Source organism: uncultured Roseovarius sp., from assembly GCF_913054395.1.
In the GTDB taxonomy this organism is placed as follows: domain Bacteria; phylum Pseudomonadota; class Alphaproteobacteria; order Rhodobacterales; family Rhodobacteraceae; genus Roseovarius.
This window is the reverse complement of the sequence record NZ_CAJXIP010000039.1, coordinates 1-26,702: the sequence shown is the minus strand read 5'-3', so window position 1 is coordinate 26,702 and position 26,702 is coordinate 1. Positions and strand designations below refer to the sequence as shown.

The window sequence follows — 26,702 nt, the reverse complement described above, 5'->3', positions numbered from 1 at the left end:
GGGAAAGCGCTGTACCGCGGCCTGCGCCGACGGCCCGTCAAGCAGGCAAAGCGCGGTTGAAAGCCCGTCCGCCAGAGCCGCGTTTGGCGCGGACAGGCTGACGAGGCTGTGGCGCGGTCCCTGCCCTTTCGGGCCAATGATATGGCCCTGATCCGCCGCCAGTCTTGTGCCGTTCGGGGCCGATGTGGCCAAGGCGCGATCGCTCAGGGTGACACGCTGCACGATTTCGCCCTGCGGCGTGGCGATTCCCGCCTGCCAGGGGCCGCCATCCGGCCGTTGGCCGCGCGCGACAATTTCACCGATATCAACAAGAATATCGCCAAAGCCCTGCCCTCCAAGCAGCGCCGCAACCCTGTCGGTGATCTCGCCCTGTGCAATACCGTTCAAGGTCAGCGCCATGCCAGGCCTGTCAAAGCGGATCTCTTGCGCATCGAAGTGAACCCCCTCCCAGCCGACACAGCGGCGCGCGGCGGCAATATCGGCGCCATTGGCCAAGGCCTGCCAAAGGGGCTGAACCGTGGGATCGAATGCCCCCTCGGTCGCCGCATGTATCCTGCCCGCAAGCCGCAGAAGGCCCAGCAATTCAGGTGGCGGCGCGGCAAGGCGCCCCGTCTGATTCAGCCGCACAAGCGCACTATCGGCGCGGTAGAGGCTGAAGATACGCTCAAGCCGCGCCAGTTCGGCCTCAAGCCGGGCAAAGACGGGGCGGGCGTCAATCGCGTTTATTCCGACAAGCGTCACCGAGGCCGGGGCCCCAAGCGCAACCCCGGTCCAGCGCACGGTCTGCGCATTTGCCATCGCCGCGCCCGGCAAGGCACAGGCAGCCGCGGCAATACTCAGAAAGCGGCGGCGGGATGGGGCCATGACCGGACCTCCTCATTGCAAACGACATCGACCGGCGCAAGCACGGTGGGCACAGGATTCTGAGACAGGGTAATCACCTCGCCACCGTTGCGGGCCGGGAAATCCCCGGCCGCGACGGGATCGGAAAACGGCAGGATCTCGGGTGCGCCGACAAAGCGGGCCTATCGGCACGCACCATGACGGGCGGCGCGATCTGCGGCAAAAATGCAATCAAACATATCAGCGTGTTTGCGAACATCTGACCCATATCTTTCAAAACTTTGATCGACAGGTACGGTAACGTCCGCACAAGAGCGTTGACCAAAGTCAAGGAGTCGCCAATTCACACGGGGTGCAGTCGCGCGGGCCTGCCACTGAACGTTCATCTGGAACGACGCACAGGGGTTACAGCCCCCGGTCAGTCCGCAAATTCAGCCCGCGAATTCGGTGCGAATGGCATCGGTATGCTGGCCCAGCATGGGCACGGCTCCAGGTTGCTCCTCCACGCCATCGGCAAGCGCGCCGGGAGCCAGCATCCTCACGGGGCCAGTGGGGCTGTCGACTTCGACATACCGGTTTTGTGGATGATTTGTCAGATCGTCCATTGTGCTGACACGGCCATAAGCGATGCGCGCAGCCTCAAGCCGCCTGGCCATCTCATCGCGGGCGACGCCGCCAAAGACCGGGCGCAGCACCTCATCCAGGGCGGTGCGGTGCTCGACACGGTGCGAATTGGTATCGAAACGCGGATCCCCCGCCAGATCGGGCAGGCCCAGAATATCGGCGCAGAACACCCGCCACTCACGTTCGTTCTGGATCGAGATCAGCACATCCTTGCCATCCGCACATGCATAGGCGCCATAAGGCGCAATTGTCGGATGGTGCAGGCCGCTGCGCACCGGCTCTTTGCCACCGTAGACGTATTGGAGATAGGGCACGTTCATCCAGTCGGCCAGCGCATGAAACAGTGAAATCGACAGGTGCCGCCCCTGTCCGGTCACCCCCCGCCCGATCAGGGCCCGAAGAACCGCCTGATAGGCTGTCATGCCTGCCGCAATATCGCCGACCGACACGCCCACGCGGGTCAGGCTGTCTTCGGTGCCGGTGATCTGCGACAGCCCGCTCTCGGCCTGAACCAGAAGATCGTAAGCCTTGAGGTCCTTCCTCGGGCCGTCTTCGCCATAGCCGGAAATGGCGAGGGTGATCAGACGAGGGTAGCGTTTACGCAACTCGGCCTGATCAAACCCCAGACGTGCGATCGCGCCGGGCGCTAGGTTCTGGATAAAGACATCCGCCTTGGCCAGCATCCGCCCCATCAGTGCGTGATCCTGTGCATCGCGCAAATCAAGGCAAACCGATTCCTTGCCCCGGTTCAGCCAGACGAAATACGCACTCTCACCGTGAACGAGGTGGTCATAGCCGCGGGCAAAATCACCCTCCGGACGCTCGACCTTGATCACGCGCGCGCCAGCCTCGGCAAGGCGGCCGGACACATAGGGTGCCGCCACGGCCTGCTCTATCGAAACTACCGTCACTCCTGCAAGATCACCCGTCATGCTATCGCCTGCCTTTCCATTGCCAGCTTTCATGATGCCTCATCGCGCAGGCCTGCGGAAATAGTCCCGCGCGAGGGGGGGCCATAGCCATGGGCTATGCCCTGCGGAGAAGGTGGCTGGATGCATCCCGCCGCGCGATATAGACTATGGTCAGGCCCGATCGCCGGAGGACAATGATGCACGCCCAGCCAGACCAGATGAACCTCGTCCTCTTTGTGCCCGCTGACCGCCCCGAGCGCGTGGCCAAGGCCGCTGCTGCCGGTGCCGACGCCATCATCGTCGATTTGGAGGATGCGGTGGCGCCGGACGCAAGGGAAAGCGCGCGCGCAGGCCTTGCCGATGCCCTGAACGGCGTGAGTTGCGCCGTCATCCTGCGTATCAATCCGGCCGGGACCAAATGGCACCAAGCCGATCTGGCCACCGCCGCCACCCTGCCGTTGAATGCCGTCATGCTGGCCAAGGCCGAAAGTGCCGAGACCTGCGCAGATGCCGCCCGCGCCACGCGAACGCCTGTGATTGCCCTGATCGAAACCGCGCGCGGCATTGCGCAACTGGACGAGATAGCAGGCGCATCGGCGCGGCTGGCCTTCGGCTCCATTGATTACGCCGCCGATCTCGGGATGGGCCATACCCGGCAGTCGCTGCTTGGCGCGCGCTCGGCGCTTGTGCTGGCCGCGCGGCTGGCCGATCAACCGGCACCTCTGGATGGGGTGACAACCGCCATCCGCGACGATGCGCTGATTGAGGACGATTGCCGCCATGCCGTCGAACTTGGCATGGGCGGCAAGCTTATCATCCACCCCGCGCAACTGGACGCGGCGCGGCGCGGCTTTGCCCCCTCGCAGGACGAACTGTCATGGGCGCGGCGTGTGCTTGAAGCGGCCAAGGGGCGCGCGGCCGTACAGATGGACGGCGCGATGATCGACGCGCCGGTCATTACACGCGCCAAAACCTTGATCACCCGCGCCGGGGGCACGGCATGAGCGGTCGAATCCTTGAAACACATCTGATCGACAGTATCGCGGACGCCCTGCAATACATCTCGTACTACCATCCGCCAGATTTCATCGCCGCAATGGCCCAAGCCCATGCGCGCGAGCAAAGCCCCTCGGCCAAATCCGCCATTGCCCAGATCCTTCTGAATTCCCGCATGTGCGCCACGGATCACCGCCCGATCTGTCAGGACACGGGCATTGCCAATGTCTTTGTCGAGGTCGGTGTCGAGGCGCAGACCGATTGGACCCGTCCCTTGCAGGACATGATCGACGACGCCGTGCGCCGGGCATGGCAGCTGGAGACGAACCCCCTGCGCGCGTCGGTCGTGGTCGATCCGCTGGACACCCGGCGCAACAGCGGTGACAACACCCCGGCGATGGTCCAGACCTCTCTGGTTGCCGGGCGAAACGTGCATCTAGCCGTATCGTCCAAGGGCGGCGGGTCCGAGAACAAAACCCAGTTTGCCGTGCTGAATCCCTCGGCCAACCTGGCCGATTGGGTGGTTGATCGCGTGGCCCGGATGGGCGCGGGCTGGTGTCCTCCCGGCATGCTTGGCATTGGCGTGGGCGGCAGCGTCGACAAAGCAATGGCGATGGCCAAGGCCTCCCTGAACGAGCCGATCGACATCACCGATCTGCGCGCGCGCGGCCCGCGTAACAGGATCGAAGCGATGCGGCTGGAAATTCTCGACCGCGTCAACGCCCTTGGCATCGGGGCGCAGGGCCTGGGCGGCATCACCACCGCCCTGGACGTGAAGATCGCGACCTATCCGACCCATGCCGCCTCGATGCCGGTTGCATTGATCCCCAATTGCGCCGCGACGCGCCACGTGGAGTTCACCCTGACAGGCGACGGCCCAGCGACCTTTGAGGCACCCGATCTGTCGCTGTGGCCAGAGATCGAGGGCCATGGCCCGATCGGGCGGCGCCTGTCCCTGGATGACCTGAATGACGATGTCCTCGCCAGCCTTAGCCCCGGCGAAACGCTGTTATTGTCCGGCAAACTCTATACCGGCCGCGATGCCGCGCATAAGCGCATGGTCGAGACCCTGCGCGCGGGTGGCGAATTGCCCGTCGATCTGAAGGGCCGCGCGCTTTATTACGTCGGGCCGGTGGATGCCATCCCCGGCGAGGTGATCGGCCCGGCCGGCCCGACCACATCCACCCGCATGGACAAGTTCACCGAAGAGGTACTGGCCGCAACCGGCCTTAAGGTGATGATCGGCAAGGCCGAGCGCGGCGCCGAGGCCATAGAGGCCATCAGCCGCCATGGCGCTGTCTACCTGATAGCCGTGGGCGGCGCTGCCTACCTGGTCTCGCAGGCGATCAAGGCCGCGCGCATCGTCGCCTATGACGATCTCGGCATGGAGGCGATCCGCGAATTTACAGTCAAGGACATGCCGGTAACGGTCGCAGTCGACACAAAGGGAAACTCGATACACGCAACAGGCCCGCGCCAATGGGCACGGGCCTGATTTCACCGGCACGCGGCACACATCAGATTGTGCGGCCGCCGTCGACCTCCAACACCACACCCGTGATGAAATCGGCATCGTCAGAGGCCAGATAAAGCGTTGCATTGGCGATGTCGCGCGCCTCACTCAGGCGCCCCATCGGGACCGTCGCGATGAACTTCTTGCGGTTCTCGGGCGTGTCGGGCATGCCCATGAACTGTTCCAGAAGGCCGGTCGCGCCCATCACCGGGGCCACACAGTTGACGCGGATATTATCCGCCGCCAGTTCTACCGCCAGTGATTTGGTCATCAGGTTCACCGCCCCCTTGGACGAGTTGTACCATGTCAGGCCGGGCCGCGGACGGATACCCGCGACCGAGCCGATATTGATCATCACGCCACCGCCCTGCGCACGCCACATCGGCACGCATGTCTTGGTCATGTGAAAAATCGAGAGAACGTTCACATCGTAAATCTTGCGGAATGTCGCCTCGTCGGTTTCCATCAGGGGGCTGTTGGCGTTGGTCCAGCCGGCGTTGTTCACCACGATGTCCAGCCCGCCGAACGCCTCGCTTGCTTGCGCGACCGCATCGGCCACCTGCGCGCCGTCCGACACGTCGCAGCGGATCGCAATCGTGCCATCGCCCAGGGCATCGGCCACCGCCTTGGCTCCCTCTTCGTTCAGATCGACGATCGCCACTTTGGCGCCTTCGGCAACGAACAACTCTGCAATCCCCTTGCCAAAGCCCGAAGCCGCCCCCGTCACCAGCGCCGTCTTGCCTTTCAGTCTCATGCTTGCCTCCTCAGTCGTGCTTGTTGATGATTGTCTTGATATGCGAAAATTCCAGCAGGGCCGCAAAACCCTTTTCGCGGCCATGGCCCGACTTGCGCACGCCCCCGAAGGGCAATTCGATCCCGCCGCCGGCGCCGAACCCGTTTATATAGACCTGCCCCCCGCGCAGCTTTTTGGCGACCCGCTGCTGGCGCGCGCCATCGCGTGTCCAGACCGAGGCCATCAGGCCATACTCTGTATCATTGGCTATACGGATCGCGTCCGCCTCGTCCTTGAAGGCCATGACACAAAGCACCGGGCCAAAGACCTCTTCCTGGCCGATTTTCGACTGTGGATCGACCGGGCCAAACAGTGCAGGTGCAACATAATAGCCGCCCTCGGGCGCGCCCGCGCGCACCGTGCCGCGCGCGATCAGCAGCGCGTTGGCCTCGTCAATATAGGTCTCGACGCGCTTTTTCTGCCGGGCTGAAATCAACGGCCCCAACTCCGCCTCTTCGACCAGATTGGACGCCTCGATGGCCTCGAACCGCTGTTTGAGGCCCGCAACGACCTTGTCGTAAACACCCTCCTGAACCAGGACGCGGCTACCGGCGGAGCATGTCTGGCCTCCGTTGGCGATGATCCCGCCAACGAGAAAAGGCAGCGCGGCGTCGATGTCGGCGTCATCGAACACGATCTGAGGCGATTTCCCACCCAGCTCAAGCGTGCAGGTGATAAAGTTCTTCGCGGCCGCAATCTGGATCATCTGCCCCACTTCGGGCGAGCCGGTGAACGCTAGGAAATCAAGCCCGGGATGTTCGGACAGCGCCTTGCCCGCAACATCCCCGCGCCCCGTCACCACGTTGATCGCGCCATCGGGAAACCCGACCTCGCCCGCCAGCTCTGCGAGACGCAGGCAGGACAGGCACGCATCCTCGGCCGGTTTCAGCACGGTGGCATTTCCCATTGCCAGCGCCGGTGCGAGGGAGCGCGCGAACATCTGCGAGGGATAGTTCCACGGGATGATACAGCCGATGACGCCATAGGGTTCGCGCACGGTCTGGACGTTATAGCCTGCCAGGAAGGGGATCACCTCGCCATGCACCTTGTCGGCCGCACCGCCGTAGAATTCGAAATATCGCGCGGCGGCGACCATGTCGGCGCGGGCCTGCTTTAGCGGCTTGCCGTTGTCCCGGCTTTCCAGCTGTGCCAGTGCTTCGGCCTCTTCCAGAATGCGCAGGCTCAACTTCAGCATCAACCGACCGCGTTCGGCGGCGGTCAGCCGTCCCCATTCACCGTGATCAAAGGCCGCGCGGGCGGCTTGAACGGCCGCATCCACATCAGCCGCCTGCGAGGCCGCGATGCTGCTAAAGACCTCGCCGTCAAGCGGCGAGCGGACATCCATCACATCGCCCGAGGCGGCAGGTATCCATTTGCCGCCGATAAGGTTCATCGGTTTGGGCAGGGTCATATCGTTCGCCATCATGTCGGCTCCTTCTTGTAGTCAAGCGCCCCCTCGGCCACGGCGCCGCGTTCGATGACGAACGTCTGGCTGGCAAAACCACGCAGCAACTCGGGGTTGGATTCAGTGATGATCAGGGTGACATTCCTGTCGGTGTCGCGCAGGTCGCGAAGCGCATCTGCATATCGCTTGGCCAGTGCCGGGGCGAGGCCCTGAAATGGTTCGTCCAACATGATCAGCTTGGTTCCCAGCATCAGCGCCCGCCCGAGGGCCACCATCTTGCCCTGCCCGCCCGAGACATTGCCGGCCGGGCGGTCTGCCATGTCGCGCAATTCGGGAAGAATATGATAGACCCGGTCAAGACGCGATTGCGTCGTGGCACTGTCAAGCCGGGCGACCTGCGCAGGCAGCAGGATGTTTTCCTCGACCGTGAAGGCCGAGAAAAGGCGGCGATCCTCGGGTGCATAGCCGATGCCAAGGCCCGGACGCTTGGCCGGGGTCATATCGGAAATGTCCTGTCCGTCGAAGCGGATTTCGCCGGTGACATTGGTGAATCCCATGACCGAGCGCAGCAGCGTCGTCTTGCCCGCGCCATTGCGTCCGATCAGGGCAACCGTGCCGGATGCCGGAATAGTAAAATCCAGACCGCGCAAAATGGGAATATTCCCGATCGACGCATCCGCGTTGTGAAAGCTCAACATCAGACCACCTCTCCGATAACGTCGCGGATCACATCAGGGTGCTCCAGAACCTCTTGCGGTGTTCCGCGCATGTCGATCTTGCCCATGTTCCAGACGACGACTTCGTCGGCGTATTTCTCGACGATGCCCATGTCATGCTCGACAAAGACGGCGGTCACTTCTGCCTCGGCCAGGGCCCTGACCAAAATCTCCATCACCTCAAACTTTTCCGAACTCGCCACGCCGGATGTCGGCTCGTCCATCAGCAAAAGCCGGGGCTTGAGCGCCAGTGCAACCGCGATGTCGATCAGCTTGCGCTGACCCTCTGAAAGCTCATCCACCTGCTGGTTGGCCACGTCGGCACAGTTGATCATCTCTAGCAGATGCATCATTTCAGCGCGCTGCGCGACATCCTTGAGCGCGCGGATCGGGTTTTTCAGCCGATCCCGCGCCGCAACGGCGATCAGCAGGTTCTCCAAGGCGGTATGCTCGGTAAAAAGCTGTGGGATCTGGAACGCGCGGGCAACGCCAAGGCGCGTGATGTCACGGGGCGACATCGGCGTGACGTCGCGACCCTCGAAATAGACCTTGCCCTTGGCCGGTTTGATCCAGCCGGTGCAAATGTTCAGGAATGTGGTCTTGCCCGCACCATTGGAGCCGATGATGGCCAGGTTCTTGCCGGCATCTATCTGTAGCGTCACGTTATCTGCGGCGACGACCCCGCCAAAGCGGATCTCAAGCCCCTTGGTTTCCAGCAGATGGGTCATTCGCCCTCCTCCTTCTTGCCCGCGATGCGGTCCATGAGACCATTGTAGATGCCCGCGATGCCGCCCGGTGCGAACAGGATGATGACAAGCAGGAAGATGCCCAGCACCATCTGCCAGATGTCGCCTGCGAAGGCCGAGGCATAGGTGCGCACGATCTCGTAGATCGCCGCGCCCACAAGAGCGCCCGGAACCGAGCCTGCACCACCGAGAACGGCGATGAACACCATCTCGCCGGACCGGACCCAGAACGCATATTCAGGCGTGACGACCCCCTGCACCAGTCCCATGATGATACCGCCAACACCACACAGAAAGGCCGACAGCACATAGCCCGTCAACATGACACGCTGGGGCGACATGCCCAGATATTGCAGCCGGGTTTCATTGGTCTTGAGGGTGCGGAAAAGCTGTCCGTTGGGCGAGTCCAGCCAGCGCATCGAAAACCAGCCAAGGCCAAGCGCCAGCGCCAGTGCAAGGTAAAACATGACCAGCTCGTAGGCGCCCCGCTCAAGCTCTATCCACAGGACGGTCGGGCGCGGCAGGCGCATGCCGTCGGCACCGCCCGTGTAATGATAGAACTTCTCGAGGATCGACCAGAAGATCATCGAGAACGCAAGGTTCAGCATTGCGAAGAAGATAAAGCGATAGCGCGCCACAAAGAGGCCAACAACGACGCCGGACACGACAGCGGCGATAATGCCGAGCACAAGCACAATGACCAGATCGGCGCCCGGCATAAGCATCAGCGTGAACGCCCCGCCATAGGCCGCGATGGCAAAGTAGAGCGCGTGACCAAATGATACCTGGCCGCTGCGCAACAGGACGGTGATGCCCATGACGGCAACGCCCTTGGCCAGGGCCAGCGTCAGCAACACTTGCAGGCCGGGCGTCGCGAAGGGCACCAGCGCCAGCATGGCCAGAAGAATGACGGGGATGAAGATACGGATCGACATATGCATGTTCCCCCTCAGATCTTGCGCGCCGAGGGGCTGCCAAAGAGGCCCTCGGGACGCACCAGAAGAACGGCAACCATGATCACATATGGCACCAGCACCTGGGTTTCAGGCCAGACATAGACAGCGAAGGACCGGCCAAGGCCGATCATCAGAGCGGTCAGCGCGGCGCCTTCGATCTGCCCCAGACCGGCGGTCGCGACCACGGCGAAGGACAGCACGATCATATCGGCCCCGATGCCCGGCAGAATGGATGTGGTCGGCGATGCCAGAGCGCCGCCCAGACCCGCAAGCCCCGCCCCCACGATGAAGGTCAGAAGGAACACCTTGTCGGCGTCGATGCCAATGGCCTGCGCCGCCTCGCGATCTTCGGTCGTGGCCAGGATCACCTTGCCCGCCACCGTGCGCCGCAGGAAAAAGCGCAGGCCGAACAGCAGCACGACCGCTACGATTGGCAGAAGGATGAGCTGATAGACGGTGTAGTTGACGGAAAACGCCCGCACGGTCCCCAAGAGTTGCAGGGCTGTGGACTGAAAAATTGGCTGCGTGCCCCAGACGAGACGCTGGACGTCCTCGAGGATCATGAAAATCGCGAAGGTGACCAACAACTGCAACACCTCGGGCTTATGATAGATGCGCCTTAAAAGCAGCCATTCCAACGGACCGCCGAGCACGGCACCGATCAGGACAGCCGAAACCAGCATGCACGGAAAGGCAAACACAGGCGGCAATCCGGCCGACACGATGAATGTGGTCAGCGAGGCGGTGAGATATGCCCCCATTGCATAAAGAGAGCCATGCGCAACATTCAGGATGCGCATCACCCCGAAGATCAGCGTCAGGCCGACGGCAACGATAAAGACGAGCGCCGCATAGGCGATTCCGTCGAACAGGGCGAGCAGGAACAAGGTCAGATTCATGTGGTTTCACAGTGTTTGATAGCGGCAGGTTCTGGCGTGACGCGCGCCGCAGAAAAGGGTCAGGCGGCGGCGCAAACGGTGCCTCCGATCAGCGGAGGCACCGGCATTGCACGTAACGAGATCAGTTCTCGTATGCGTCGACGGTCAGGGTATCGACCCAGCCCGGCTTGAGCGAACTGACCCAAGCGACCGATTCCTCGCCCACTGGCGTCGTCAGTTCGGCACCGTCGAAGATCATGATGTTCTCCAAGGTGGCAAACGGAAGGTCTCCACCCTGCACAGACGTGCCAAGCAGCTGGGCCTCGATGCCCTGATGATCCGAGCGCAGCGACACCGGACGGCCCAGGCCCTGGAACTCAAGCCCTTCGAAAGCCGCGATCACCTGATCCTCGCTGGGCCACTTGCCGCCATTCGCCTCGGCGGCCTTATCGTAGGCGGCCTGCAATGCGGCGAGGCCCTGGCTCATGTGAAAGACGGGATAGATCGCCTTGGCGTTGGTCTTTGCCTCGAACTTGGCCATGAACGCCTTGAAGTCTGCGTCATCGCGCCGCTCGGGATGGTTCCAGTAGTGATCGCCGCGCGCGCCAACGATATGGCCCGATGGCAGGCTGCTGCCCAGACGCTCGAGCGAGCTTTCGGCCAGCGGCAACACGAAGGTCGAGGTATTGGTCAGGCCACGCTGCGAGGCCTGCTGAACGAAGGTATCCAGATCGCCGCCCCAGGACGTCGACAGGATGATATCCGGTTGCAGGGCCTGAAGGCGCGAAATCTCGGTCGAAAAGTCGGGTGAGCCGAATTTCGGGAAGAATTCGCCGACGACTTCGACATCCGGGCGCAGCGCCTTGAGCGCGGCGCTGAAGATATCCCAGCTGTCGCGGCCCCAGGCATAGTCCTGATTGACGACGGCGATGGTCTTGAAGTCGGGCTTGACCTTGAGCAGATAGGCGACAGTGGCCAGCATCTCGGTGCCGGCATGGGCCTGACTGCGGAAGACATAGTTGTACTTCTCAGCCTCGAAAATCTTTTGCGTGCCGCAATCCCACATGATGTTGATCACCTTGAGATCCTCGGCCAGCGGGGCAATCGTCTTGCAATTGCCCGACGAGATCGAGGCCAGCATCGCATCGGCGCCATTCTCGACCATGCGGCGGTATTCGGTGGTCAGCACCTCGGCGCCGGCGCCCTCGTCGATGAAGGTCAGCTCGAGCGGAACGCCCTGAATGCCGCCATTGGCATTGATATCCTCAACCATGATCTCGGCCGCGTCCTTGGCGGGCACGCCAAAGACCGACGCCGGGCCGGTCAGGAAGGCGGTCACGCCCACCTTGAGCGCCTCGGGCTTGTCCTGCGCAAGTGCCGCAAGCGGCATCAGCGCGCAGGCTGCGGTAGCCATCAATAGTTTCTTCATCGGTGTCTCTCCCCTGTCAGCTTAAGTCGTTAGGTCATTCCGTCAGCCGGGCCGACCTGATTTACGATCCGTTCATCTTGATCGGATTGATGATCATCTTGATCGCGCCCTTGATCCGCGCATGAACCAGATGATGATCAATCGTCCTCCCAGAAGTCTTGAAATACTGTGGATTACACAGGATATGCCGTAGCATACGCATGATAAGCCGACCGAGACTAATAGCTTGTACCTTAGCCAGCCATAGCCCAGATTTATACCCCATAGAGCGGGGGCCGCTTTTGCAATACACTTTCTGGACGCATGTATATTCTGGGTCGGCACCGGATCACGCATCGGACACAATATGGGAGAGACCACATGAAAATCACCGCAGCCGTACTCATGCGCGACGGAATTACATCGAACTTTGCCAAAGAGGCCCCGCTCGAGGTGCGCGAAATCGACCTCGCCCCGCCGGGACGCGGCGAGGTGCTGATCCGCGTGGCCGCCGCCGGTGTGTGTCATTCGGATCTGTCCGTGATCAACGGAACCCGTCCCCGCCCCCTGCCAATGGTGCTTGGGCACGAAGCGTCAGGCTATGTCGAAGACATCGGCGAGGGCGTCGATGATCTGGCACCGGGCGATCATGTCGTGTGCATTTTTGCCCCCGGTTGCCGCAACTGCGACCCCTGTGCCGAGGGCTGTCCGGCCCTGTGCGAGCGCGCGGCAAAACATCATGGCGTAGGCGAGTTGATGACAGGGGCGCGCCGCCTTTCGATGGATGGCACGCCGGTCAATCACCATGTCGGCGTGTCGGCATTCGCGACCCATGCGGTGATGGACCGACGCTCGCTGGTGAAGGTCAATCATGACTTGCCCGCCAATGTTTCGGCCTTGTTTTCCTGCGCGATGCTGACTGGCGCGGGTGCTGTGTTCAATACCGCGCGCATCCTGCCCGGCCAGAGTGTCGCGGTCATCGGGCTGGGCGGCGTCGGCCTTGCGGCGGTGCTTGGCGCGGCGGCGGCGGGTGCGGGGCGCATCATCGCCATCGACCCGTTTGCATCCAAGATGGAAGCCGCCCGCGGCATGGGCGCCACCGACTGTGTCACGGCCGACGAAAACACCATTCAGGCGGTGCGCGATCTGACCCGCGGCGGCGTCGACTGCGCGATCGAACTCGCCGGGTCGGTCAAGGCACTCGAGACAGCATACGAGATCACCCGGCGCGGCGGCCTGACAGTGACCGCAGGCCTGCCTCACCCGGATCAGCGCATGGCCCTGCCCGCCCTGAAACTGGTGGCCGAAGAGCGCACCCTGAAAGGCAGCTACATCGGATCCTGCGTGCCCCAACGCGATCTGCCGCGCATGTTCTCGCTCTATGAGCAGGGCAAGCTGCCGGTGGAAAAGATGCTCAGCCACCGGGTTACGCTGGACGAGATAAACCTGGCAATGGACCGGCTGAATGACGGCACGGCGATCCGTCAGATCGTCGATTTCGGCTAAGGTCGGCCAGTGCGCCAACTTGACATCCCCATAGGCAAGCCTTCTAGCTGAAGCCTCTCAGTGCAAAGGTTCGCCTATGGACATCCGTCAGATGCGCTACTTCATAGCGATTTCCGAGTCGCCCTCCCTGTCGGTGGCGGCCAGCGCCTTGGGCGTGGCCCAACCCTCTCTGTCGCAGAATGTCGTGCGCATGGAAGAGGAACTTGGCGTGCGCCTGCTTGAACGGAGCCCGCGCGGCACGGTCCTGACCGACGACGGCACCCTCTTTCTCAAACATGCGCGCATGGTTTGCGCCGCCTTCGATAACTGCCTTGACGAAATGCGGGAGGTCGGCGAAGCCCTGCGTGGCAAGGTCAGCTTTGGCATGCCATCCTCGGTTTCGATGGTCATGTCCGTGCCCCTGGCCGAAACCGTGCGCGTCGAATTCCCTGACCTTCGTCTGCGCGCGATCGAGGCGATGAGTGGCTATATCAAGACCTGGATCGAGGACGGGACAGTCGATATCGGGTTTATCTACGATCTGTCGGGGGCCGATCATTTCCGCACAACCCATGTGTTGAACGAGCGTTTGTTCTTTTTTTCCGCGCCGGACGCATGGCCCCTGGATACGCCGCCCGGAACGCCCGTGCGCCTGCGCGACCTGCAAAAGCTGGAACTCATCCTTCCCAGTCCGTTGCACGGCCTGCGAAAGACCATCGAGGGGTATGCCCAACCGCGTGGTGTAAAGCTGAACGTGACGGTCGAAATGGACGCGATGACCCAGATCAAGGAGTTGGTTGCCCGCGGATCAGGCTATGCCATCTTTGCCCCTGCCGCCGCACATGATTTCGCCACGCGCGGCGATCTTGTCAAATCGCCCATATGCGATCCGGACATGGTGCGCCCGGTCTATCTGGCCAGCAATCCCGCGCGCAAAAGCAGCCGCGCCTGCCGCGCCATCGCCCAGGTGACGCTGGACGTTGCGCGCGACCTGGTCCAGCGCGGCATCTGGGAAGGCGAATTGGTGACATAGCGCGGATTTGGCCCATTGATCCGGGCAATGGGCGCAATCGGGTCCTGCGGATGTATCGCGGCTGGACACCTAAACCGAACAGTTTATATTTCTCGCCAACCAGATCGCCGAAAAGGGGTATGCGCGTGAAACTGACCGTCAATGGCGCCGAACATGACATGCAGGACCTTGAACCCGACATGCCGCTTTTGTGGGTATTGCGGGATGAGCTTGGCCTGACGGGGCCGAAATACGGGTGCGGCATCGCGCAATGCGGGGCCTGCACGGTGCATATCGACGGCGTGGCGGTGCGGTCCTGCCAAGTGCCTGCTGGCGATGTCTGGGGCGCGGTCACCACCATCGAGGGGCTTGGCACGCCAGAGGCCCCGCACCCGGTTCAGGCCGCCTGGATCAGCCATCAGGTGGCACAATGCGGCTATTGCCAGTCGGGCCAGATCATGCAGGCCGCCAGCCTTCTGGCCGAAACCCCAACCCCGAGCGACAGCGATATCGACGATGCGATGTCGGGCAACCTGTGCCGCTGCGGCACCTATCCGCGCATTCGCGAGGCGGTGAAAACCGCCGCCGCCAAGCTGAGCAAGGAATAGATCATGGCAGGTCTCAAAACCATCGCCCGGCGCACATTCCTGATCGGCTCGGCCGCGATTGCCGGGGGCGTTGCCTTTGGCCTTTACAAATACCAGACCCCGCATGCCAATCCGCTTCTGGATAATCTGCCCGAGGGGGCGGCGGCGCTGACACCCTATGTTCTGATCACCGGACAGGACATTACGCTGATCACGCCGCGTGCCGACAAGGGACAAGGCGCGACCTCGGTGCAGGCGGCCCTGATTGCCGAGGAACTGGACGTCGGTCTTGACCAGATCAAGACCGATCCCGGCCCGCCAAGCCCGGCCTATTACAACACCGCCCTATCGGGGGATGCGGTGCCGTTCCGTTCGACCGATGACAGCTTTCTTGCCGAAACGACGCGCGCGGTGATGGATGCGCCGATCAAATTCCTTGGTCTGCAAATCACCGGCGGCTCGACCACGGTGCCCGATGGCTATCAAAAGCTGCGCATGGCGGGGGCGGTGGCGCGCGAAACGCTCAAGACGGCGGCGGCCCGGATGCACGGCGTTGACCGGGGGCTGCTGAGGACGGAACGGGGCACCGTGATCCTTCCCGATGGCACGCGCCTGCCCTATCAGACGCTTGCCGCGACCGCCGCCACGCTTGACCCCGCGCGCGAGGTCACCCTGCGCGATCCCGCTCAATGGCGGCTTCTCGGCAAGCCGATGCAGCGCGTTGATATCCCGGCGAAATCCACCGGAACACAGGCGTATGGCATCGACCAGAAACATCCCGGCATGCTGCACGCCGCCATCCGGTTAAACCCGGCACAGGGCGGTGATCTGCGCGGGTTTGACGCGACAGAGGCCGAAGCAATGCGCGGTGTGGTCAAGGTCGTGGCCGTGACGGGCGGCATCGGGGTGATCGCCGACAACACGTGGCGCGCCTTTCAGGCCGCAGAGGCCGTTTCTGTTGACTGGGGCCCGGCCCCCTACCCGGCCGATATGGATGGCCACTGGAACGCGCTGAGCAATAGCTTTACGCCAGAGCATCAGGACAGCCAGTTTCGCGACGAGGGCGATGTCGATGCGGCTTTGGCCCAAGGCACCGACCTTGCCTTTGAATACCGGGCGCCCTACCTCGCGCATGCCCCGCTAGAGCCGATAAATGCCACGGTCCTTGTCGGCGCGGGCCGCGTTGATGTCTGGACCGGCACGCAAATCCCGCGTTTCGTTCAGAAGAACGTCGCGCAGTTAGCAGGTGTAGAGCCTGACAACGTACATATCCATGCCCTGATGATCGGCGGAAGCTTTGGGCACCGGCTTGAGGATGACGTGGTGCGCCATGCCACCACGCTGGCCAAGGCGGTGCCCGGCACGCCGGTCAAGCTGACCTATTCGCGCGAAGAGGACATGACGCATGACTATCCGCGTCAGATCGCCATGGCGCGCGGTCGGGGCCGGGTCAGCGGCGGGAAGGTCGAGACCTATGACCTTGGCATCGCCATGCCCTCGGTCATGGCCTCGCAGATGAGCCGTCAGGGCCTGCCGACGCCGGGGCCCGATCTTCAGATCGTTGCCGGCGCATGGGATCAGCCATTCGACATTCCAAATTACCGCGTGACCGGCTATCGCGCGCCGGAACTGGCGCCGATCAGTTCGTGGCGCTCGGTCGGGGCCTCGTCAAACGGGTTCTTTCATGACTGTTTTCTCGATGAGCTGATCCATGCGGCGGGGGCCGATCCCTTGGCCGAACGGCTACGGCTGTGCACGCACGGCCCCTCTCGCCGGGTGCTCGAGACGGTGGGCGAGATGTCGAACTGGGGTGGTGCGCTTGCGCCCGGTCAAGGGCGCGGCGTGGCATTTTGCCTGTCGTTCGGGGTGCCCTGTGCGCAAGTGATCGAGATCAGCGATACCGACGCAGGGATAAGGATCGACCGGGTGTTCGTCGCCGCCGATGTCGGGCGCATCCTTGATCCGGTGAATTTCGAGGGCCTTGTCAAAGGTGGTGTGATCTTTGGCCTCGGCCATGCGATGAACTGCGAGATCACCTATGCCGGTGGCGCGGCCGAACAGCGGAATTTCGACAGCTTTCCAGGCATGCGGCTTTATCAATGCCCCGAGATCGAGGTGCGCGGCCTTGAAACCGCCCGCAAGATCCGCGGCATCGGCGAGCCGCCCGTACCGCCCGCCGCCGCCGCCCTCGGCAATGCAATCTTTGCCGCCACGGGCCAGCGGCTGCGTGAGATGCCGTTCAACAAGGCCGTCGATTTCGCCTGACGCACCCGCCCCCTCTTGCAGTGGGTCGCGCGCAGTGGTTCAAGTCGGCTATGCGTCACCCGATCACAACACTTGCCCTGCTTGCGCTGTCGGCCATCTCTGGCGGGCTGGCGCAGGTGATTGGCGTGCCCTTGCCGTTCATGCTCGGGCCGCTGGCGGTTTCGGCACTCGTGGCCACCGTCCTGCCCCGCCGCCTGCCTGAGGGGTACGGATTTCCACCGCGCCTGCGCCTGCTGTTCATTGCCATCATTGGATTGATGATCGGGGCACAGGTAACGCCCGAACTTTTCACCGAAGCGCATGATTTCATGTATAGCTTTGCCGCGCTGACGGTGTTTGTCGCGCTGGCGCATGGCGCGGGCTATGGCATTTTCCGCCACCTTGGCGGTTATGATCCGGTCACCGCCTTTTATGCAAGCACGCCCGGCGGGCTTTATGAATCCATCGCCCTTGGCGAGGCGGCGGGCGCGGATATGACCCGCCTCATGCTGCAACAGTTCCTGCGGGTCATCGTGGTGGTGACAATGGTGCCGATCGGTCTGTCGCTCTGGCTTGGCGCGCCGGTCGGAAGCTCTGCGGGCATGACATTGGCACGCCCGGATGTGCCGTGGTCCGACCTGGTCTTGATTGCGCTTGCCGGGGTGGCGGGGCTTGGGCTTGGGCATGTGCTGCGCCTGCCCGCCGGGCAATTGACCGGACCGATGGCACTTGCGGCGCTGCTATCGCTGACCGGGGTATTAAGCCTTGAGATTCCGCAATGGCTGGTGAATCTGGCACAGATGGTTCTTGGCACCGCGCTTGGCATGCGCTTTACCGGGTTGAGCCGGGGACTGATCCTGCGCGGGGCCGCCCTGTCGGTCGTGTCGGTGGCGGTGATGCTGGCAATTGGCGGCGCCTTCGCCGCGATCCTGCACCGGATCACAGCAGAGCCGGTCGATGTGCTCCTGATCAGCTTTGCGCCCGGTGGCGTGACCGAAATGGCGCTTGTTGCACTTAGCCTCAATGCCAACCCGGCCTTTGTCACGCTGCATCACATCTATCGCATCCTGCTGACCGTGCTGGGGCTTAGCGCGATTACCCACCTGCGTGAACGTCGGCTTTGACAGCTCGGCGCGCAGGCGTTATCTGAACATATGTTCATTTATTGAAGGGAAGCCGCCATGCGCATTCAGGATACAGCCGCGATCATCACTGGCGGGGCCTCTGGCCTTGGCGAGGCCACCGCGCGCCACTTTCGCGAGATGGGCGCACAGGTCACCCTGCTTGACCGTGACGCCGCGCGCGGCCAAAGCGTTGGCGCCGAAATCGGCGCGACCTTTGTCGAAACCGATGTGACCGACGAGGAATCGGTCGCCGCCGCGATCACCGCCGCCAAAGCGGCCATGGGCCGGATCACCGCCGCCGTGAACTGTGCCGGGATCGCCACCGGCGAAAAGACCCTCGGGCGCGACGGCCCCCATAGCCTTGCGGGCTTCAAGCGCACCATCGACATCAACCTTGTCGGAAGCTTCAATGTGGCCCGCCTTGCCGCCGCCGAAATCGCCAAGAACGAGCCCGAGGCCGACGGCGCGCGCGGCGTGATCATCAACACCGCCTCGGTTGCGGCCTTTGACGGGCAAAAGGGCCAGGCAGCCTATGCCGCCTCGAAGGGCGGGATTGTCGGGTTGTCGCTTCCGATGGCGCGTGATCTGGCACGCGAGGGCATCCGGGTGATGGCGATCGCGCCGGGGATTTTCCTGACGCCGATGCTCAAGGGGCTGCCGCAGGACGTGCAGGACAGCCTTGCGCAGGATGTGACCTGTCCCAAGCGACTTGGCGATCCGGCGGAATATGCGTCGCTGGCGCGCTTTATCGTCGAATGCGGCTATCTCAACGGCGAGGTGATCCGGCTGGATGGTGCGTTGCGCATGCAATAGGCGCGAAAATCAGCCCTCAGCCTTTTCGGCGAGGGCAAGCCACTCTTCTTCTGCCTCGGCAAGGCTGTCCTGTCGGGCGGCCAGGGCCTCGGTCGCCTTCTTGAACTTGATCGGCTCGCGGGTGAAAAGGGCCGGGTCGGCCAATAGCTCTTCCAGCTTGGCCATTTCGGCCTGAAGCCGCTCCATCACCGCCGGAAGTTCCTCAAGCCGATGCTTTTCGGTGAAGGACAGCCGGGGTTTCTCGGCCTTTTCCTGCTTCAGCTCTGTCTTTGATGCCTTTGACTTGTCTTGCTTTTTGTCGCCATCAGGTGACATTCCCGCGCTGCGTTGCGCGCGATAGTCGGTCCAGCCGCCGGCATAAGCGATGGCGCGGCCATCCCCCTCCATCGCGATGGTGGTGGTGGCAACGCGGTCAAGGAAATCACGGTCGTGGCTGACCAGAAGGACGGTGCCGTCGTAATCGTCCAGCAACTCCTGCAACAGGTCGAGCGTCTCGATATCAAGATCGTTGGTCGGCTCGTCGAGCACCAGAAGGTTGCTTTCCCGCGCCATCAGCTTGGCCAGCAGAAGCCGGGCCTTTTCGCCCCCCGACAGCGACTTGACCGGCGCGCGGGCCTGACGTTCGTCAAACAGGAAATCCTTGAGATAGCTGACCACGTGGCGCGGCGCGCCGCGCACAAGGATTTGATCCGCCTGCCCCGAGACGCGCATGTCCGCATCCCCGGTCAGGCTTTCCCAGAGCGACATTTCCGGGTCAAGCTGGGAGCGGGCCTGATCGAAAACGGCGGGCACAAGGTTTGTGCCATGGGTGACGATTCCCCCATCGGGCTCGATTTCCTTGAGCAGCATTTTCAACAGCGTCGTCTTGCCCACGCCATTCGGCCCGACAAAGGCCACACGGTCGCGGCGCTGGATCTTGATGCTGAAATCCTTCAGGATAAGCTTATCGCCGTAACCCTTTGAAATATTTATAGCCTCTATCACCTTGCGACCAGAGGCCGGGCCGGATTCAAGCGCCATGGCGGCGGTGCCCTGACGCCTGATCTGGCTTGACCGTTCTGCGCGCAGGTCCTGCAATGCCCGCACCCGGCCCTGATTGCGCTTGCGCCGGGCGCTGATTCCCTCGACCGCCCAACGGGCTTCGGACTTGATTTTGCGATCAAGCTTGTGGCGCTGCATGTCCTCGTCTTCCCAGACCTTGTCGCGCCAGGCCTCGAAATGCTCGAACCCCTGCTCCTGACGGCGGGTCATTCCCCTGTCAATCCAAAGGGTTGCACGGGTAAGTTCACGCAAAAATGCGCGGTCATGGCTGATCAGGACAAAGCCCTTGTGGGTCTGTTTGAGCTCAGATTCAAGCCAGCCGATCGCCTCGATATCAAGGTGGTTGGTCGGCTCGTCGAGCAGCATGAGATCGGGCGCCTCGGCCATCAGCTTGGCCAGGGCCGCGCGCCGCCGTTCACCGCCCGAGGCGGTGGCAATCGGGCGGTCGGGATCGAATTTCAAACCTTCGCCTGCCATTTCGACCCGGTACATTTCGGAGGCGTCTAGCTCGCTCACCGCATAGTCGCCAAGCGTGGTAAAGCCTTTCATATCAGGCTCTTGTTCCATGTAGCCGACGCTGATTCCAGGGGTGACGACGCGCACGCCGGTGTCGGGTTCGACCAGCCCCGCCATCACCTTGAGCAAGGTCGATTTGCCAGAGCCATTGCGCCCGACAAGTGCAACCCGGTCGCCGGGCTGAACCACAAGCGAAAGGTCATAGAATATCGGCTCACCCCCAAAGGTAAGCGAGATATCGGTGAGCTGGAGAAGAGGTGCGCGTGCCATGACAGCGGGCTATCTCGGGGCCTCGGGGGCGTCAAGCGAAAGGGTGGCCTGATCGCGCTTTCCCGTCCGGTCGCGCCCTATGGTCCGGCCATAGTCCGCAAAAGCCGCTTGCGCATCGGCGGGATCGCCGCGATCTCGACCCCGGTAAAGACATGCAGCGTGTTCATCTGCGGGTCGATGACCGCATGATCGCTCACCCAACCGCCCATCATCAGATAGCTGCGCAGCAGGGGCGGCATCAGCCGCAGCGCCTGTGCGGTGTCGGGTTTGTGTCCCGCAAGGGCCTGCGCATAGGCAAACACCGTCGCCGCCCTCACCCCCGGGCGCCGCCCCTCCGGGGCAAGGTGGCGGTCCCGCAGCAAAGCGAAACTGTCATGATAGGGTGTTGGATCGGTCCCCTGAAACGACGAACAGCCAAACAGCATTTCGACCCCGGTCCGATCCACATGGCGCGTCATCTCGGCCCAGGCGAGCCGCAGGATGTCGGGATCACGCGCCATGGGGTGAATACAGAATCGCCCCAACTCCGCCATCGGGCCGGGAAACGCTGCAAGAGCGGCCAGATCATAGAACTGCGCGGCATAGCAGCGGGCAATCTCGGCGCCACTTGCCAGTGGCAGCATCCGAAAACACCCGACAAGCGCACCGCTCCGACGCTCTTCAATCAGGAAATGGGTGCAGGTCGCATCAAAGCCGTCACGCTCGAGCCCATCGGCCGCCGCGCGTCCAAAGGCGAGATGGCGCAGGCGTTGGGCCGCACTCACATCAAGGGGCCCCTGCGCCACGCGCACCTGATATCTCGTGTTCTCGATGCCCGGCATGATCTCACCCACTACGGTCGCGGTGACCCTAGTCAGGCACACCGCAGCGCACAAGCGCACACTGCGGGGTCAGGCGGTTCGCGATCAGTTGAACGCGTCGCCCGGGTTGAGATTGCCAATATTGCCGATGAGCTGGCGCAGGAATCCGTTGCTGACCACGGACGAATCGGTCACGCGACGCGACAGCGGCACGATATTGCCATCCTCGAGTCCGAAGCGCTCTATATTGGCAATCGTGTCATCCGGGGCAAAGGAAATCGCCAGCACCTGACGCTCGACAACCTCGGGGCGGTACATGCCGAATTCGCGGACCCGGCTGCGGACGTAATAGTAATTCCCGTCCCCCAGCATCCCCGAAACGGACGGCGGGCCGATGGTATCGTCCACCGTGGCACGGGTATCGACGCCGACGACAAGGTTCTGAAGATCCTCGTCAAGCGGCACATAGCCGTGATTGCGATAGGTCGCCGAACAAGCGGTCACGACAATAAGACAGCAAAGCGCCATGGCACTGACCACCCGGTTTCTGATAGCTGTCATCTCTGCCCTCTTGTCTTGGCCTAACGCGGCTTTTATCCCGCTTACAACAAGGTGGTGCTATGGTTCAAGAAAGGAAGCAAGAGTGACGATGTCGCAAACTCCTCAAAAACAAACTGTGCTGCGTGTCTCTGACCTGTCGATCAAGCGGCCAGTGGCCTTTGATCTGGCCCCGTCCAAGGCGGAAATGTCCGCCATCGCACAGGAGCTGGACCTGTCTGGCCTGCGCAAGCTGCGGTTTCGCGGCACATTGAAGGCCGAAGGGCGCGAGGATTGGGTGTTGCATGCCGATCTTGGGGCCACTGTGGTTCAACCCTGCGTGATCACCCTCGATCCGGTCACAAGCCGGATTGACGAAAAGATCACCCGGCGCTTTTCGTCGGAACCGCAAGAACCAGAGGTCGCCCCCGGTGACGAGGTGGAAATGCCCGAGGACGACACGATCGAGCCGCTTGGCGCCGAAATCGACCTCAACCGCGTGATGATCGAGGCGCTTGCGCTGTCGCTGCCGGATTATCCGCGCGCCGAAGGGGCCGAATTGGGTGAGATCACGGTCGCCGAGGATGGCATCAAGCCGCTTGAGGACGAGGACATGAAACCCTTTGCCGGGCTGGCCGCGCTGCGCGACAAAATGGAAAAGGGCGATTAGCGTCAAGAATCGCTTGCTCCGGCAACAAATCGCTGTATTTTCGCGCTCTCATCGGAATTTAGGGTTGAACCGGCGGCTCGTAACAGACTATGAGCCGCGAACACTCGTGAAACCGGGCCAGGCTGGCCCACAGGAATTGAGGTTGAGACATGGCTGTCCAACAGAACAAAGTATCGAAATCACGTCGCAACAACCGTCGCGCACATGACGCACTGGTTGCCGGCAACCCCAACGAATGCCCCAACTGTGGCGAGCTCAAGCGCCCGCACCACGTTTGCGCATCCTGCGGCCACTATGCCGACCGCGAAGTTGTGGCCATGGCAGACGAAATCGATCTGGAAGACGACGCAGCGTAAGCGATAAAAGGCGATTTGCTGCATGACCGCTCGCACGGATCAATCCAAGGCGGGTGCAGGGCGCACCATTATCTCGGTTGACGCTATGGGCGGGGACCAGGGACCGGCGACAGTTGTCGCCGGTATCGCTGATTCTGCCAAACGCAACCCGGATATCGGCTTCATTCTGCACGGCCCCAAGACCGAGCTTGAACGCCTTATCGCCAAGCGCAAGGGCCTAGCGTCGCGTATTGAGATTCGCGATGCGCCCGAAGTGGTCACCATGGAGGACAAGCCCGCGCATGTTGTGCGCCACGGGCGCAACACCTCGATGTGGTCGGCCCTCGATTGCGTGCGCGCCGGTGAGGCGACGGTCTGTGTGTCCTGCGGCAATACCGGGGCACTGATGCTGATGTCGGTACTGCGGCTGCGCAAGTTACCTGGCATCTATCGCCCCGCTATCGCGGTGATGTGGCCCTCGCAGAATCCGCAGGGCCATAACATCATGCTGGATGGCGGCGCCGACATTCGCGCCGATGCCAAGGACCTGATGCAATACGCGCTCATGGGGGCCTCTTATGCGCGCAACGGCTTTGGCCTGGCCAAGCCGCGGATCGGACTTTTGAACGTCGGCACCGAAGAGCACAAGGGCCGCGCCGAGCTGAAAGAGGCCTATGACCTTATTTCGGCCAATGCGCGCATAGCAGATTTTGAATTTGTCGGCTTTGTCGAAGGGCGCGATCTTCCGGGCACGGCCTGTGACGTGATCGTTACCGACGGCTTTACCGGCAATGTGGCGCTCAAGACCGGGGAAGGCATTGCCAAGCTGATCTCGGAACTTCTGCGCGAGGCGTTTGCCTATTCCTTGCTGTCGCGGGTGGCGTCGGTGCTTGCCTACCCTGCCCTGCGACGTCTGAAAAAGCGGATTGACCCGCGGCGCGCCAATGGCGGCGTGTTCCTCGGGTTGAATGGTACGGTTGTAAAATCGCATGGCGCTGCGGATGCAACCGGCGTATCCTCCGCCATCAAGCTGGCGTTCGAGCTGGCACAATCTGGCTTTTCCGAAAGACTGGCGGCGCGGGTTGCATCTGCGGCCTCGCTGGAACAGGATGATTCCTCGGATAGCGAAATCGACGGTGAGAGTGAATGACAGTACGTGCCGTTGTGGAAGGGGTCGGGCATTACCTGCCGGACCGCATTGTTCCCAACTCGGAATTTGAAAAATCCCTGGACACCTCGGATGAATGGATTCGCACCCGCTCTGGTATCGAACGGCGCCACTTTGCCGCCGAGGGGCAGACCACATCCGATCTTGCCGTGCACGCCGCACGCGCCGCGCTTGAAAATGCGGGGCTAAGCGTCGACGACATCGACGGTATCATCGTGGCCACCTCGACCCCGGATCTTACCTTTCCTTCGGTTGCGACCATGGTGCAGAAAGAACTGGGCATGACGCGGGGCTTTGGCTTTGACGTTCAGGCGGTCTGCGCGGGCTTTATCTATGCGCTGACCAATGCCAATGCCCTGTTGATCGCCGGTCAGGCCAAACGCCTTCTGGTGATCGGCGCCGAGACCTTCAGCCGGATCATGGACTGGACCGACCGCTCGACCTGCGTGTTGTTCGGCGATGGCGCCGGCGCGCTTGTGCTTGGCCTTCAGGACGGCACCGGAAGCAATACCGATCGCGGCATCCTCTCGGCCGATCTCAATTCCGACGGGCGTTATCGCGACATGCTTTACGTCGATGGCGGTGTCTCGACCACCGGCTCTGCGGGCAAGCTGCGGATGCAGGGCAACCCGCTGTTCCGTCAGGCGGTGGAAAAGCTGACGTCAACCGCCGAAGCCGCGCTTGAGAAGGTCGGCCTTACCGGCACCGATGTCGATTGGATCGTCCCGCATCAGGCCAATATCCGCATCATCCAGGGCACCGCCAAAAAGATGGGCCTGCCGATGGACCGGGTGATCGTCACCGTGCAGGATCACGGCAACACGTCCGCCGCGTCCATTCCGCTCGCGCTGTCGGTGGGGGCCGAAACCGGCAAGATCAAACAAGGCGATCTTGTGCTGTCAGAGGCGATTGGCGGCGGTCTGGCCTGGGGCGCGGTGCTTCTTCGCTGGTAAATCACCGAAAATGCGCAAAAAAGCGCGCTTTAAGCCTGCTGTGTAAGTCGTTGACATTGACTCGGAAAATCCTTCGGCCCTAATGTTGTGCGCAAAACGAGGGGAGATGAGATGACCGATAAGACATTGACGCGCATGGATTTGAGCGAGGCCATTTTCCGCGAGGTCGGCCTGTCGCGTAATGATGCCGCGCAGCTTGTTGAAAGCGTTCTTGACCATATGTCGGACGCTCTGGTCAACGGCGAGCAGGTCAAGATTTCATCCTTCGGCACGTTTTCGGTCCGCGACAAGACGGCCCGCATCGGCCGCAATCCAAAGACCGGTGAAGAAGTTCCGATCAACCCCCGCCGGGTTCTGACCTTCCGCCCCTCGCACCTTATGAAAGATCGCGTCGCGGCAGGCAACAAAAGCTGAGGGGCACAGAGCCGATGGCAAAATCCGCCGACGCCTTTCGCACAATCAGCGAGGTTGCCGAATGGCTAGAGGTTCCGGCGCATGTACTGCGGTTCTGGGAAAGCAAGTTTTCACAGATCAAACCGGTCAAGCGCGCCGGCGGGCGGCGCTATTACCGCCCGGCCGACATGCTTCTTCTTGGCGGCATCAAGGCGCTTTTGCATGGCGACGGCATGACCATCAAGGGCGTGCAGAAACTCCTGCGTGAACAGGGGGTCCGCCATGTCTCGGGCCTGTCGCAACGCCTTGACGAAGTCACCGAAGGCGAAGTCAGCGATATCGCGCTCGACGTGACGCCAGAGCCGGCGGAACCTGCCAAGGTCCTGAATTTCGGGCGCGGCGAGGACCGCCCGGCACCTCAGCCGTCACAGCCCGCCGCCGAAACGGCAGCGGATCAGAACTCCGGCGCAGACATCAGCCCCGCTGAAGAGACCGAAGCACCCGAACCTCCCGCCAAACAGTCCGCCCCCCCCGAACCTGACGTCGAGGCGCCCGCTCAAGATATCGCCGCCACGTCAGAGGAACCGACCGAAACGGCGCCTGACCCCTCACCGGAACCAGGAGCAGATTCCGCACCCGAGCCAGCGGCCGCACGGGTTCCAAAGCCCCTGCCCCTACCCGAGCTGCCTGCGGATCCCGTGGATGCCATCGCCGCCGATTCCGGGGTCCTGAGCGCGCTTGCCGCGCTGCCCCGCCCGATTTCGCCGCAAACCGCCGCTCGCCTGACGCCTTTGCTGGCCCGGCTCACGGCACTTGGGGTCACGAAATCGCAAGATGGTCAACTCCGGGACTAAAAAGTGGGAATTAGCCCTTGTCCCCGCTCTGAAAACCAGTATGACGTCCACATCGTCGGGCTATGGCGCAGCCTGGTAGCGCGTCCGTCTGGGGGACGGAAGGTCGCAGGT

At 62.5% G+C, this 26,702-nt stretch carries 27 protein-coding genes; 14 read left to right on the top strand and 13 right to left on the bottom strand.

The features are described 5' to 3' along the window. The coding region (locus tag QZ522_RS07690; protein WP_294609318.1) for an FAD:protein FMN transferase at positions 1 to 864 on the bottom strand (864 nt) is incomplete at its 3' end. Positions 865 to 1,274: 410 nt separating this feature from the next. Further along, the gene (locus tag QZ522_RS07685; protein WP_294609316.1) at positions 1,275 to 2,399 is read right to left on the bottom strand and encodes a CaiB/BaiF CoA-transferase family protein; all 1,125 of its coding nucleotides are present in this window, start codon (positions 2,397 to 2,399) and stop codon (positions 1,275 to 1,277) included. Between the two features lie 176 nt (positions 2,400 to 2,575). On the opposite strand from QZ522_RS07685, the gene QZ522_RS07680 reads away from it, so the two are divergent. Next, positions 2,576 to 3,382 (top strand): CoA ester lyase, encoded by an 807-nt coding sequence (locus tag QZ522_RS07680; RefSeq protein WP_294609314.1) that lies wholly within the window; start codon positions 2,576 to 2,578, stop codon positions 3,380 to 3,382. Then, on the top strand, positions 3,379 to 4,869 hold the full coding sequence (locus tag QZ522_RS07675; protein ID WP_294609312.1) for a fumarate hydratase: 1,491 nt from the start codon (positions 3,379 to 3,381) through the stop codon (positions 4,867 to 4,869). The genes QZ522_RS07680 and QZ522_RS07675 overlap by 4 nt, the downstream gene beginning before the upstream one ends. 22 nt (positions 4,870 to 4,891) lie before the next feature. Here the strand turns inward: QZ522_RS07675 and QZ522_RS07670 are convergent, their stop codons facing one another. The 8 genes from QZ522_RS07670 to QZ522_RS07635 all read right to left on the bottom strand — a co-directional run bounded on the left by QZ522_RS07670 (position 4,892) and on the right by QZ522_RS07635 (position 12,012). Further along, positions 4,892 to 5,641 carry an SDR family oxidoreductase gene (locus QZ522_RS07670; RefSeq protein ID WP_294609310.1) on the bottom strand — a complete coding sequence of 250 codons (750 nt, stop codon included), beginning with the start codon at positions 5,639 to 5,641 and terminating at the stop codon, positions 4,892 to 4,894. A gap of 10 nt (positions 5,642 to 5,651) precedes the next feature. Further along, positions 5,652 to 7,103 carry an aldehyde dehydrogenase family protein gene (locus QZ522_RS07665; protein WP_294609320.1) on the bottom strand — a complete coding sequence of 484 codons (1,452 nt, stop codon included), beginning with the start codon at positions 7,101 to 7,103 and terminating at the stop codon, positions 5,652 to 5,654. Further along, a complete protein-coding gene (locus QZ522_RS07660) occupies positions 7,103 to 7,783 on the bottom strand; it encodes an ATP-binding cassette domain-containing protein (protein WP_294609308.1) in 681 nt (226 codons plus the stop codon). The genes QZ522_RS07665 and QZ522_RS07660 overlap by 1 nt, the downstream gene beginning before the upstream one ends. Further along, the gene (locus QZ522_RS07655; RefSeq protein WP_294609306.1) at positions 7,783 to 8,529 is read right to left on the bottom strand and encodes an ABC transporter ATP-binding protein; all 747 of its coding nucleotides are present in this window, start codon (positions 8,527 to 8,529) and stop codon (positions 7,783 to 7,785) included. Before QZ522_RS07655 ends, QZ522_RS07660 begins: the two co-directional genes overlap by 1 nt. Further along, entirely contained in the window at positions 8,526 to 9,482 is a 957-nt protein-coding gene (locus tag QZ522_RS07650) for a branched-chain amino acid ABC transporter permease (RefSeq protein WP_294609304.1), read from the bottom strand. Before QZ522_RS07650 ends, QZ522_RS07655 begins: the two co-directional genes overlap by 4 nt. Positions 9,483 to 9,496: 14 nt before the next feature. After that, positions 9,497 to 10,402, bottom strand: a complete 906-nt coding sequence (locus QZ522_RS07645; protein ID WP_294609302.1) for a branched-chain amino acid ABC transporter permease — start codon at positions 10,400 to 10,402, stop codon at positions 9,497 to 9,499. A gap of 121 nt (positions 10,403 to 10,523) precedes the next feature. Continuing rightward, complete coding sequence (locus tag QZ522_RS07640) at positions 10,524 to 11,810, bottom strand: ABC transporter substrate-binding protein (protein ID WP_294609299.1); 1,287 nt, start codon at positions 11,808 to 11,810, stop codon at positions 10,524 to 10,526. A 61-nt stretch (positions 11,811 to 11,871) separates the two neighbouring features. After that, positions 11,872 to 12,012 carry a hypothetical protein gene (locus tag QZ522_RS07635; RefSeq protein WP_294609297.1) on the bottom strand — a complete coding sequence of 47 codons (141 nt, stop codon included), beginning with the start codon at positions 12,010 to 12,012 and terminating at the stop codon, positions 11,872 to 11,874. Positions 12,013 to 12,170: 158 nt separating this feature from the next. On the opposite strand from QZ522_RS07635, the gene QZ522_RS07630 reads away from it, so the two are divergent. The 6 genes from QZ522_RS07630 (at position 12,171) to QZ522_RS07605 (ending at position 19,054) form a co-directional block, all read left to right on the top strand. Beyond that, on the top strand, positions 12,171 to 13,295 hold the full coding sequence (locus QZ522_RS07630; RefSeq protein ID WP_294609295.1) for a zinc-binding dehydrogenase: 1,125 nt from the start codon (positions 12,171 to 12,173) through the stop codon (positions 13,293 to 13,295). A gap of 76 nt (positions 13,296 to 13,371) precedes the next feature. Further along, positions 13,372 to 14,307, top strand: coding sequence for a LysR family transcriptional regulator (locus tag QZ522_RS07625; protein WP_294609294.1), 936 nt, complete (start codon positions 13,372 to 13,374; stop codon positions 14,305 to 14,307). Positions 14,308 to 14,432: 125 nt separating this feature from the next. Then, positions 14,433 to 14,894, top strand: a complete 462-nt coding sequence (locus QZ522_RS07620) for a (2Fe-2S)-binding protein (protein WP_294609292.1) — start codon at positions 14,433 to 14,435, stop codon at positions 14,892 to 14,894. Between the two features lie 3 nt (positions 14,895 to 14,897). After that, on the top strand, positions 14,898 to 17,138 hold the full coding sequence (locus QZ522_RS07615; protein WP_294609290.1) for a molybdopterin cofactor-binding domain-containing protein: 2,241 nt from the start codon (positions 14,898 to 14,900) through the stop codon (positions 17,136 to 17,138). 50 nt (positions 17,139 to 17,188) lie between these two features. Beyond that, on the top strand, positions 17,189 to 18,241 hold the full coding sequence (locus tag QZ522_RS07610; protein WP_294609288.1) for an AbrB family transcriptional regulator: 1,053 nt from the start codon (positions 17,189 to 17,191) through the stop codon (positions 18,239 to 18,241). Between the two features lie 57 nt (positions 18,242 to 18,298). Further along, a complete protein-coding gene (locus QZ522_RS07605; RefSeq protein ID WP_294609286.1) occupies positions 18,299 to 19,054 on the top strand; it encodes an SDR family NAD(P)-dependent oxidoreductase in 756 nt (251 codons plus the stop codon). 9 nt (positions 19,055 to 19,063) lie between these two features. On the opposite strand, the gene QZ522_RS07600 is transcribed toward QZ522_RS07605, so the two are convergent. The 3 genes from QZ522_RS07600 to bamE all read right to left on the bottom strand — a co-directional run bounded on the left by QZ522_RS07600 (position 19,064) and on the right by bamE (position 22,242). After that, positions 19,064 to 20,881, bottom strand: coding sequence for an ABC-F family ATP-binding cassette domain-containing protein (locus QZ522_RS07600; RefSeq protein ID WP_294609284.1), 1,818 nt, complete (start codon positions 20,879 to 20,881; stop codon positions 19,064 to 19,066). A 77-nt stretch (positions 20,882 to 20,958) separates the two neighbouring features. Continuing rightward, positions 20,959 to 21,702 (bottom strand): GNAT family N-acetyltransferase, encoded by a 744-nt coding sequence (locus QZ522_RS07595; protein WP_294609281.1) that lies wholly within the window; start codon positions 21,700 to 21,702, stop codon positions 20,959 to 20,961. An 84-nt stretch (positions 21,703 to 21,786) separates the two neighbouring features. Further along, the gene (bamE, locus tag QZ522_RS07590) at positions 21,787 to 22,242 is read right to left on the bottom strand and encodes an outer membrane protein assembly factor BamE (RefSeq protein WP_294609279.1); all 456 of its coding nucleotides are present in this window, start codon (positions 22,240 to 22,242) and stop codon (positions 21,787 to 21,789) included. Positions 22,243 to 22,330: 88 nt separating this feature from the next. On the opposite strand from bamE, the gene QZ522_RS07585 reads away from it, so the two are divergent. The 6 genes from QZ522_RS07585 (at position 22,331) to QZ522_RS07560 (ending at position 26,591) form a co-directional block, all read left to right on the top strand. After that, positions 22,331 to 22,888, top strand: a complete 558-nt coding sequence (locus QZ522_RS07585; protein ID WP_294609277.1) for a DUF177 domain-containing protein — start codon at positions 22,331 to 22,333, stop codon at positions 22,886 to 22,888. Between the two features lie 149 nt (positions 22,889 to 23,037). After that, positions 23,038 to 23,244, top strand: coding sequence for a 50S ribosomal protein L32 (gene rpmF, locus QZ522_RS07580; RefSeq protein WP_294609275.1), 207 nt, complete (start codon positions 23,038 to 23,040; stop codon positions 23,242 to 23,244). A 22-nt stretch (positions 23,245 to 23,266) separates the two neighbouring features. After that, positions 23,267 to 24,373: a phosphate acyltransferase PlsX gene (gene plsX / locus QZ522_RS07575; protein WP_294609273.1), complete on the top strand. Its 1,107-nt coding sequence runs from the start codon at positions 23,267 to 23,269 to the stop codon at positions 24,371 to 24,373. After that, entirely contained in the window at positions 24,370 to 25,344 is a 975-nt protein-coding gene (locus QZ522_RS07570) for a beta-ketoacyl-ACP synthase III (protein ID WP_294609271.1), read from the top strand. The genes plsX and QZ522_RS07570 overlap by 4 nt, the downstream gene beginning before the upstream one ends. Positions 25,345 to 25,455: 111 nt before the next feature. Next, the gene (gene ihfA / locus QZ522_RS07565; RefSeq protein WP_294609269.1) at positions 25,456 to 25,758 is read left to right on the top strand and encodes an integration host factor subunit alpha; all 303 of its coding nucleotides are present in this window, start codon (positions 25,456 to 25,458) and stop codon (positions 25,756 to 25,758) included. A 14-nt stretch (positions 25,759 to 25,772) separates the two neighbouring features. After that, entirely contained in the window at positions 25,773 to 26,591 is an 819-nt protein-coding gene (locus QZ522_RS07560; protein ID WP_294609267.1) for a MerR family transcriptional regulator, read from the top strand. The last annotated feature ends 111 nt before the right edge of the window (positions 26,592 to 26,702 follow it).

Bases quoted from the DNA above. Each gene is read 5' to 3' on its own strand.
- QZ522_RS07630 (WP_294609295.1), top strand. From the start codon at position 12,171: ATGAAAATCACCGCAGCCGTACTCATGCGCGACGGAATTACATCGAAC.
- QZ522_RS07585 (WP_294609277.1), top strand. From the start codon at position 22,331: ATGTCGCAAACTCCTCAAAAACAAACTGTGCTGCGTGTCTCTGACCTG.
- QZ522_RS07605 (WP_294609286.1), top strand. From the start codon at position 18,299: ATGCGCATTCAGGATACAGCCGCGATCATCACTGGCGGGGCCTCTGGC.
- QZ522_RS07680 (WP_294609314.1), top strand. From the start codon at position 2,576: ATGCACGCCCAGCCAGACCAGATGAACCTCGTCCTCTTTGTGCCCGCT.
- QZ522_RS07570 (WP_294609271.1), top strand. From the start codon at position 24,370: ATGACAGTACGTGCCGTTGTGGAAGGGGTCGGGCATTACCTGCCGGAC.
- bamE (WP_294609279.1), bottom strand. From the start codon at position 22,242: ATGACAGCTATCAGAAACCGGGTGGTCAGTGCCATGGCGCTTTGCTGT.
- QZ522_RS07560 (WP_294609267.1), top strand. From the start codon at position 25,773: ATGGCAAAATCCGCCGACGCCTTTCGCACAATCAGCGAGGTTGCCGAA.
- plsX (WP_294609273.1), top strand. From the start codon at position 23,267: ATGACCGCTCGCACGGATCAATCCAAGGCGGGTGCAGGGCGCACCATT.
- QZ522_RS07650 (WP_294609304.1), bottom strand. From the start codon at position 9,482: ATGTCGATCCGTATCTTCATCCCCGTCATTCTTCTGGCCATGCTGGCG.
- rpmF (WP_294609275.1), top strand. From the start codon at position 23,038: ATGGCTGTCCAACAGAACAAAGTATCGAAATCACGTCGCAACAACCGT.
- QZ522_RS07655 (WP_294609306.1), bottom strand. From the start codon at position 8,529: ATGACCCATCTGCTGGAAACCAAGGGGCTTGAGATCCGCTTTGGCGGG.
- QZ522_RS07660 (WP_294609308.1), bottom strand. From the start codon at position 7,783: ATGTTGAGCTTTCACAACGCGGATGCGTCGATCGGGAATATTCCCATT.
- QZ522_RS07595 (WP_294609281.1), bottom strand. From the start codon at position 21,702: ATGCCGGGCATCGAGAACACGAGATATCAGGTGCGCGTGGCGCAGGGG.
- QZ522_RS07675 (WP_294609312.1), top strand. From the start codon at position 3,379: ATGAGCGGTCGAATCCTTGAAACACATCTGATCGACAGTATCGCGGAC.
- ihfA (WP_294609269.1), top strand. From the start codon at position 25,456: ATGACCGATAAGACATTGACGCGCATGGATTTGAGCGAGGCCATTTTC.
- QZ522_RS07645 (WP_294609302.1), bottom strand. From the start codon at position 10,402: ATGAATCTGACCTTGTTCCTGCTCGCCCTGTTCGACGGAATCGCCTAT.
- QZ522_RS07610 (WP_294609288.1), top strand. From the start codon at position 17,189: ATGCGTCACCCGATCACAACACTTGCCCTGCTTGCGCTGTCGGCCATC.
- QZ522_RS07665 (WP_294609320.1), bottom strand. From the start codon at position 7,103: ATGGCGAACGATATGACCCTGCCCAAACCGATGAACCTTATCGGCGGC.
- QZ522_RS07600 (WP_294609284.1), bottom strand. From the start codon at position 20,881: ATGGCACGCGCACCTCTTCTCCAGCTCACCGATATCTCGCTTACCTTT.
- QZ522_RS07670 (WP_294609310.1), bottom strand. From the start codon at position 5,641: ATGAGACTGAAAGGCAAGACGGCGCTGGTGACGGGGGCGGCTTCGGGC.
- QZ522_RS07685 (WP_294609316.1), bottom strand. From the start codon at position 2,399: ATGACGGGTGATCTTGCAGGAGTGACGGTAGTTTCGATAGAGCAGGCC.
- QZ522_RS07615 (WP_294609290.1), top strand. From the start codon at position 14,898: ATGGCAGGTCTCAAAACCATCGCCCGGCGCACATTCCTGATCGGCTCG.
- QZ522_RS07625 (WP_294609294.1), top strand. From the start codon at position 13,372: ATGGACATCCGTCAGATGCGCTACTTCATAGCGATTTCCGAGTCGCCC.
- QZ522_RS07640 (WP_294609299.1), bottom strand. From the start codon at position 11,810: ATGAAGAAACTATTGATGGCTACCGCAGCCTGCGCGCTGATGCCGCTT.
- QZ522_RS07635 (WP_294609297.1), bottom strand. From the start codon at position 12,012: ATGCGTATGCTACGGCATATCCTGTGTAATCCACAGTATTTCAAGACT.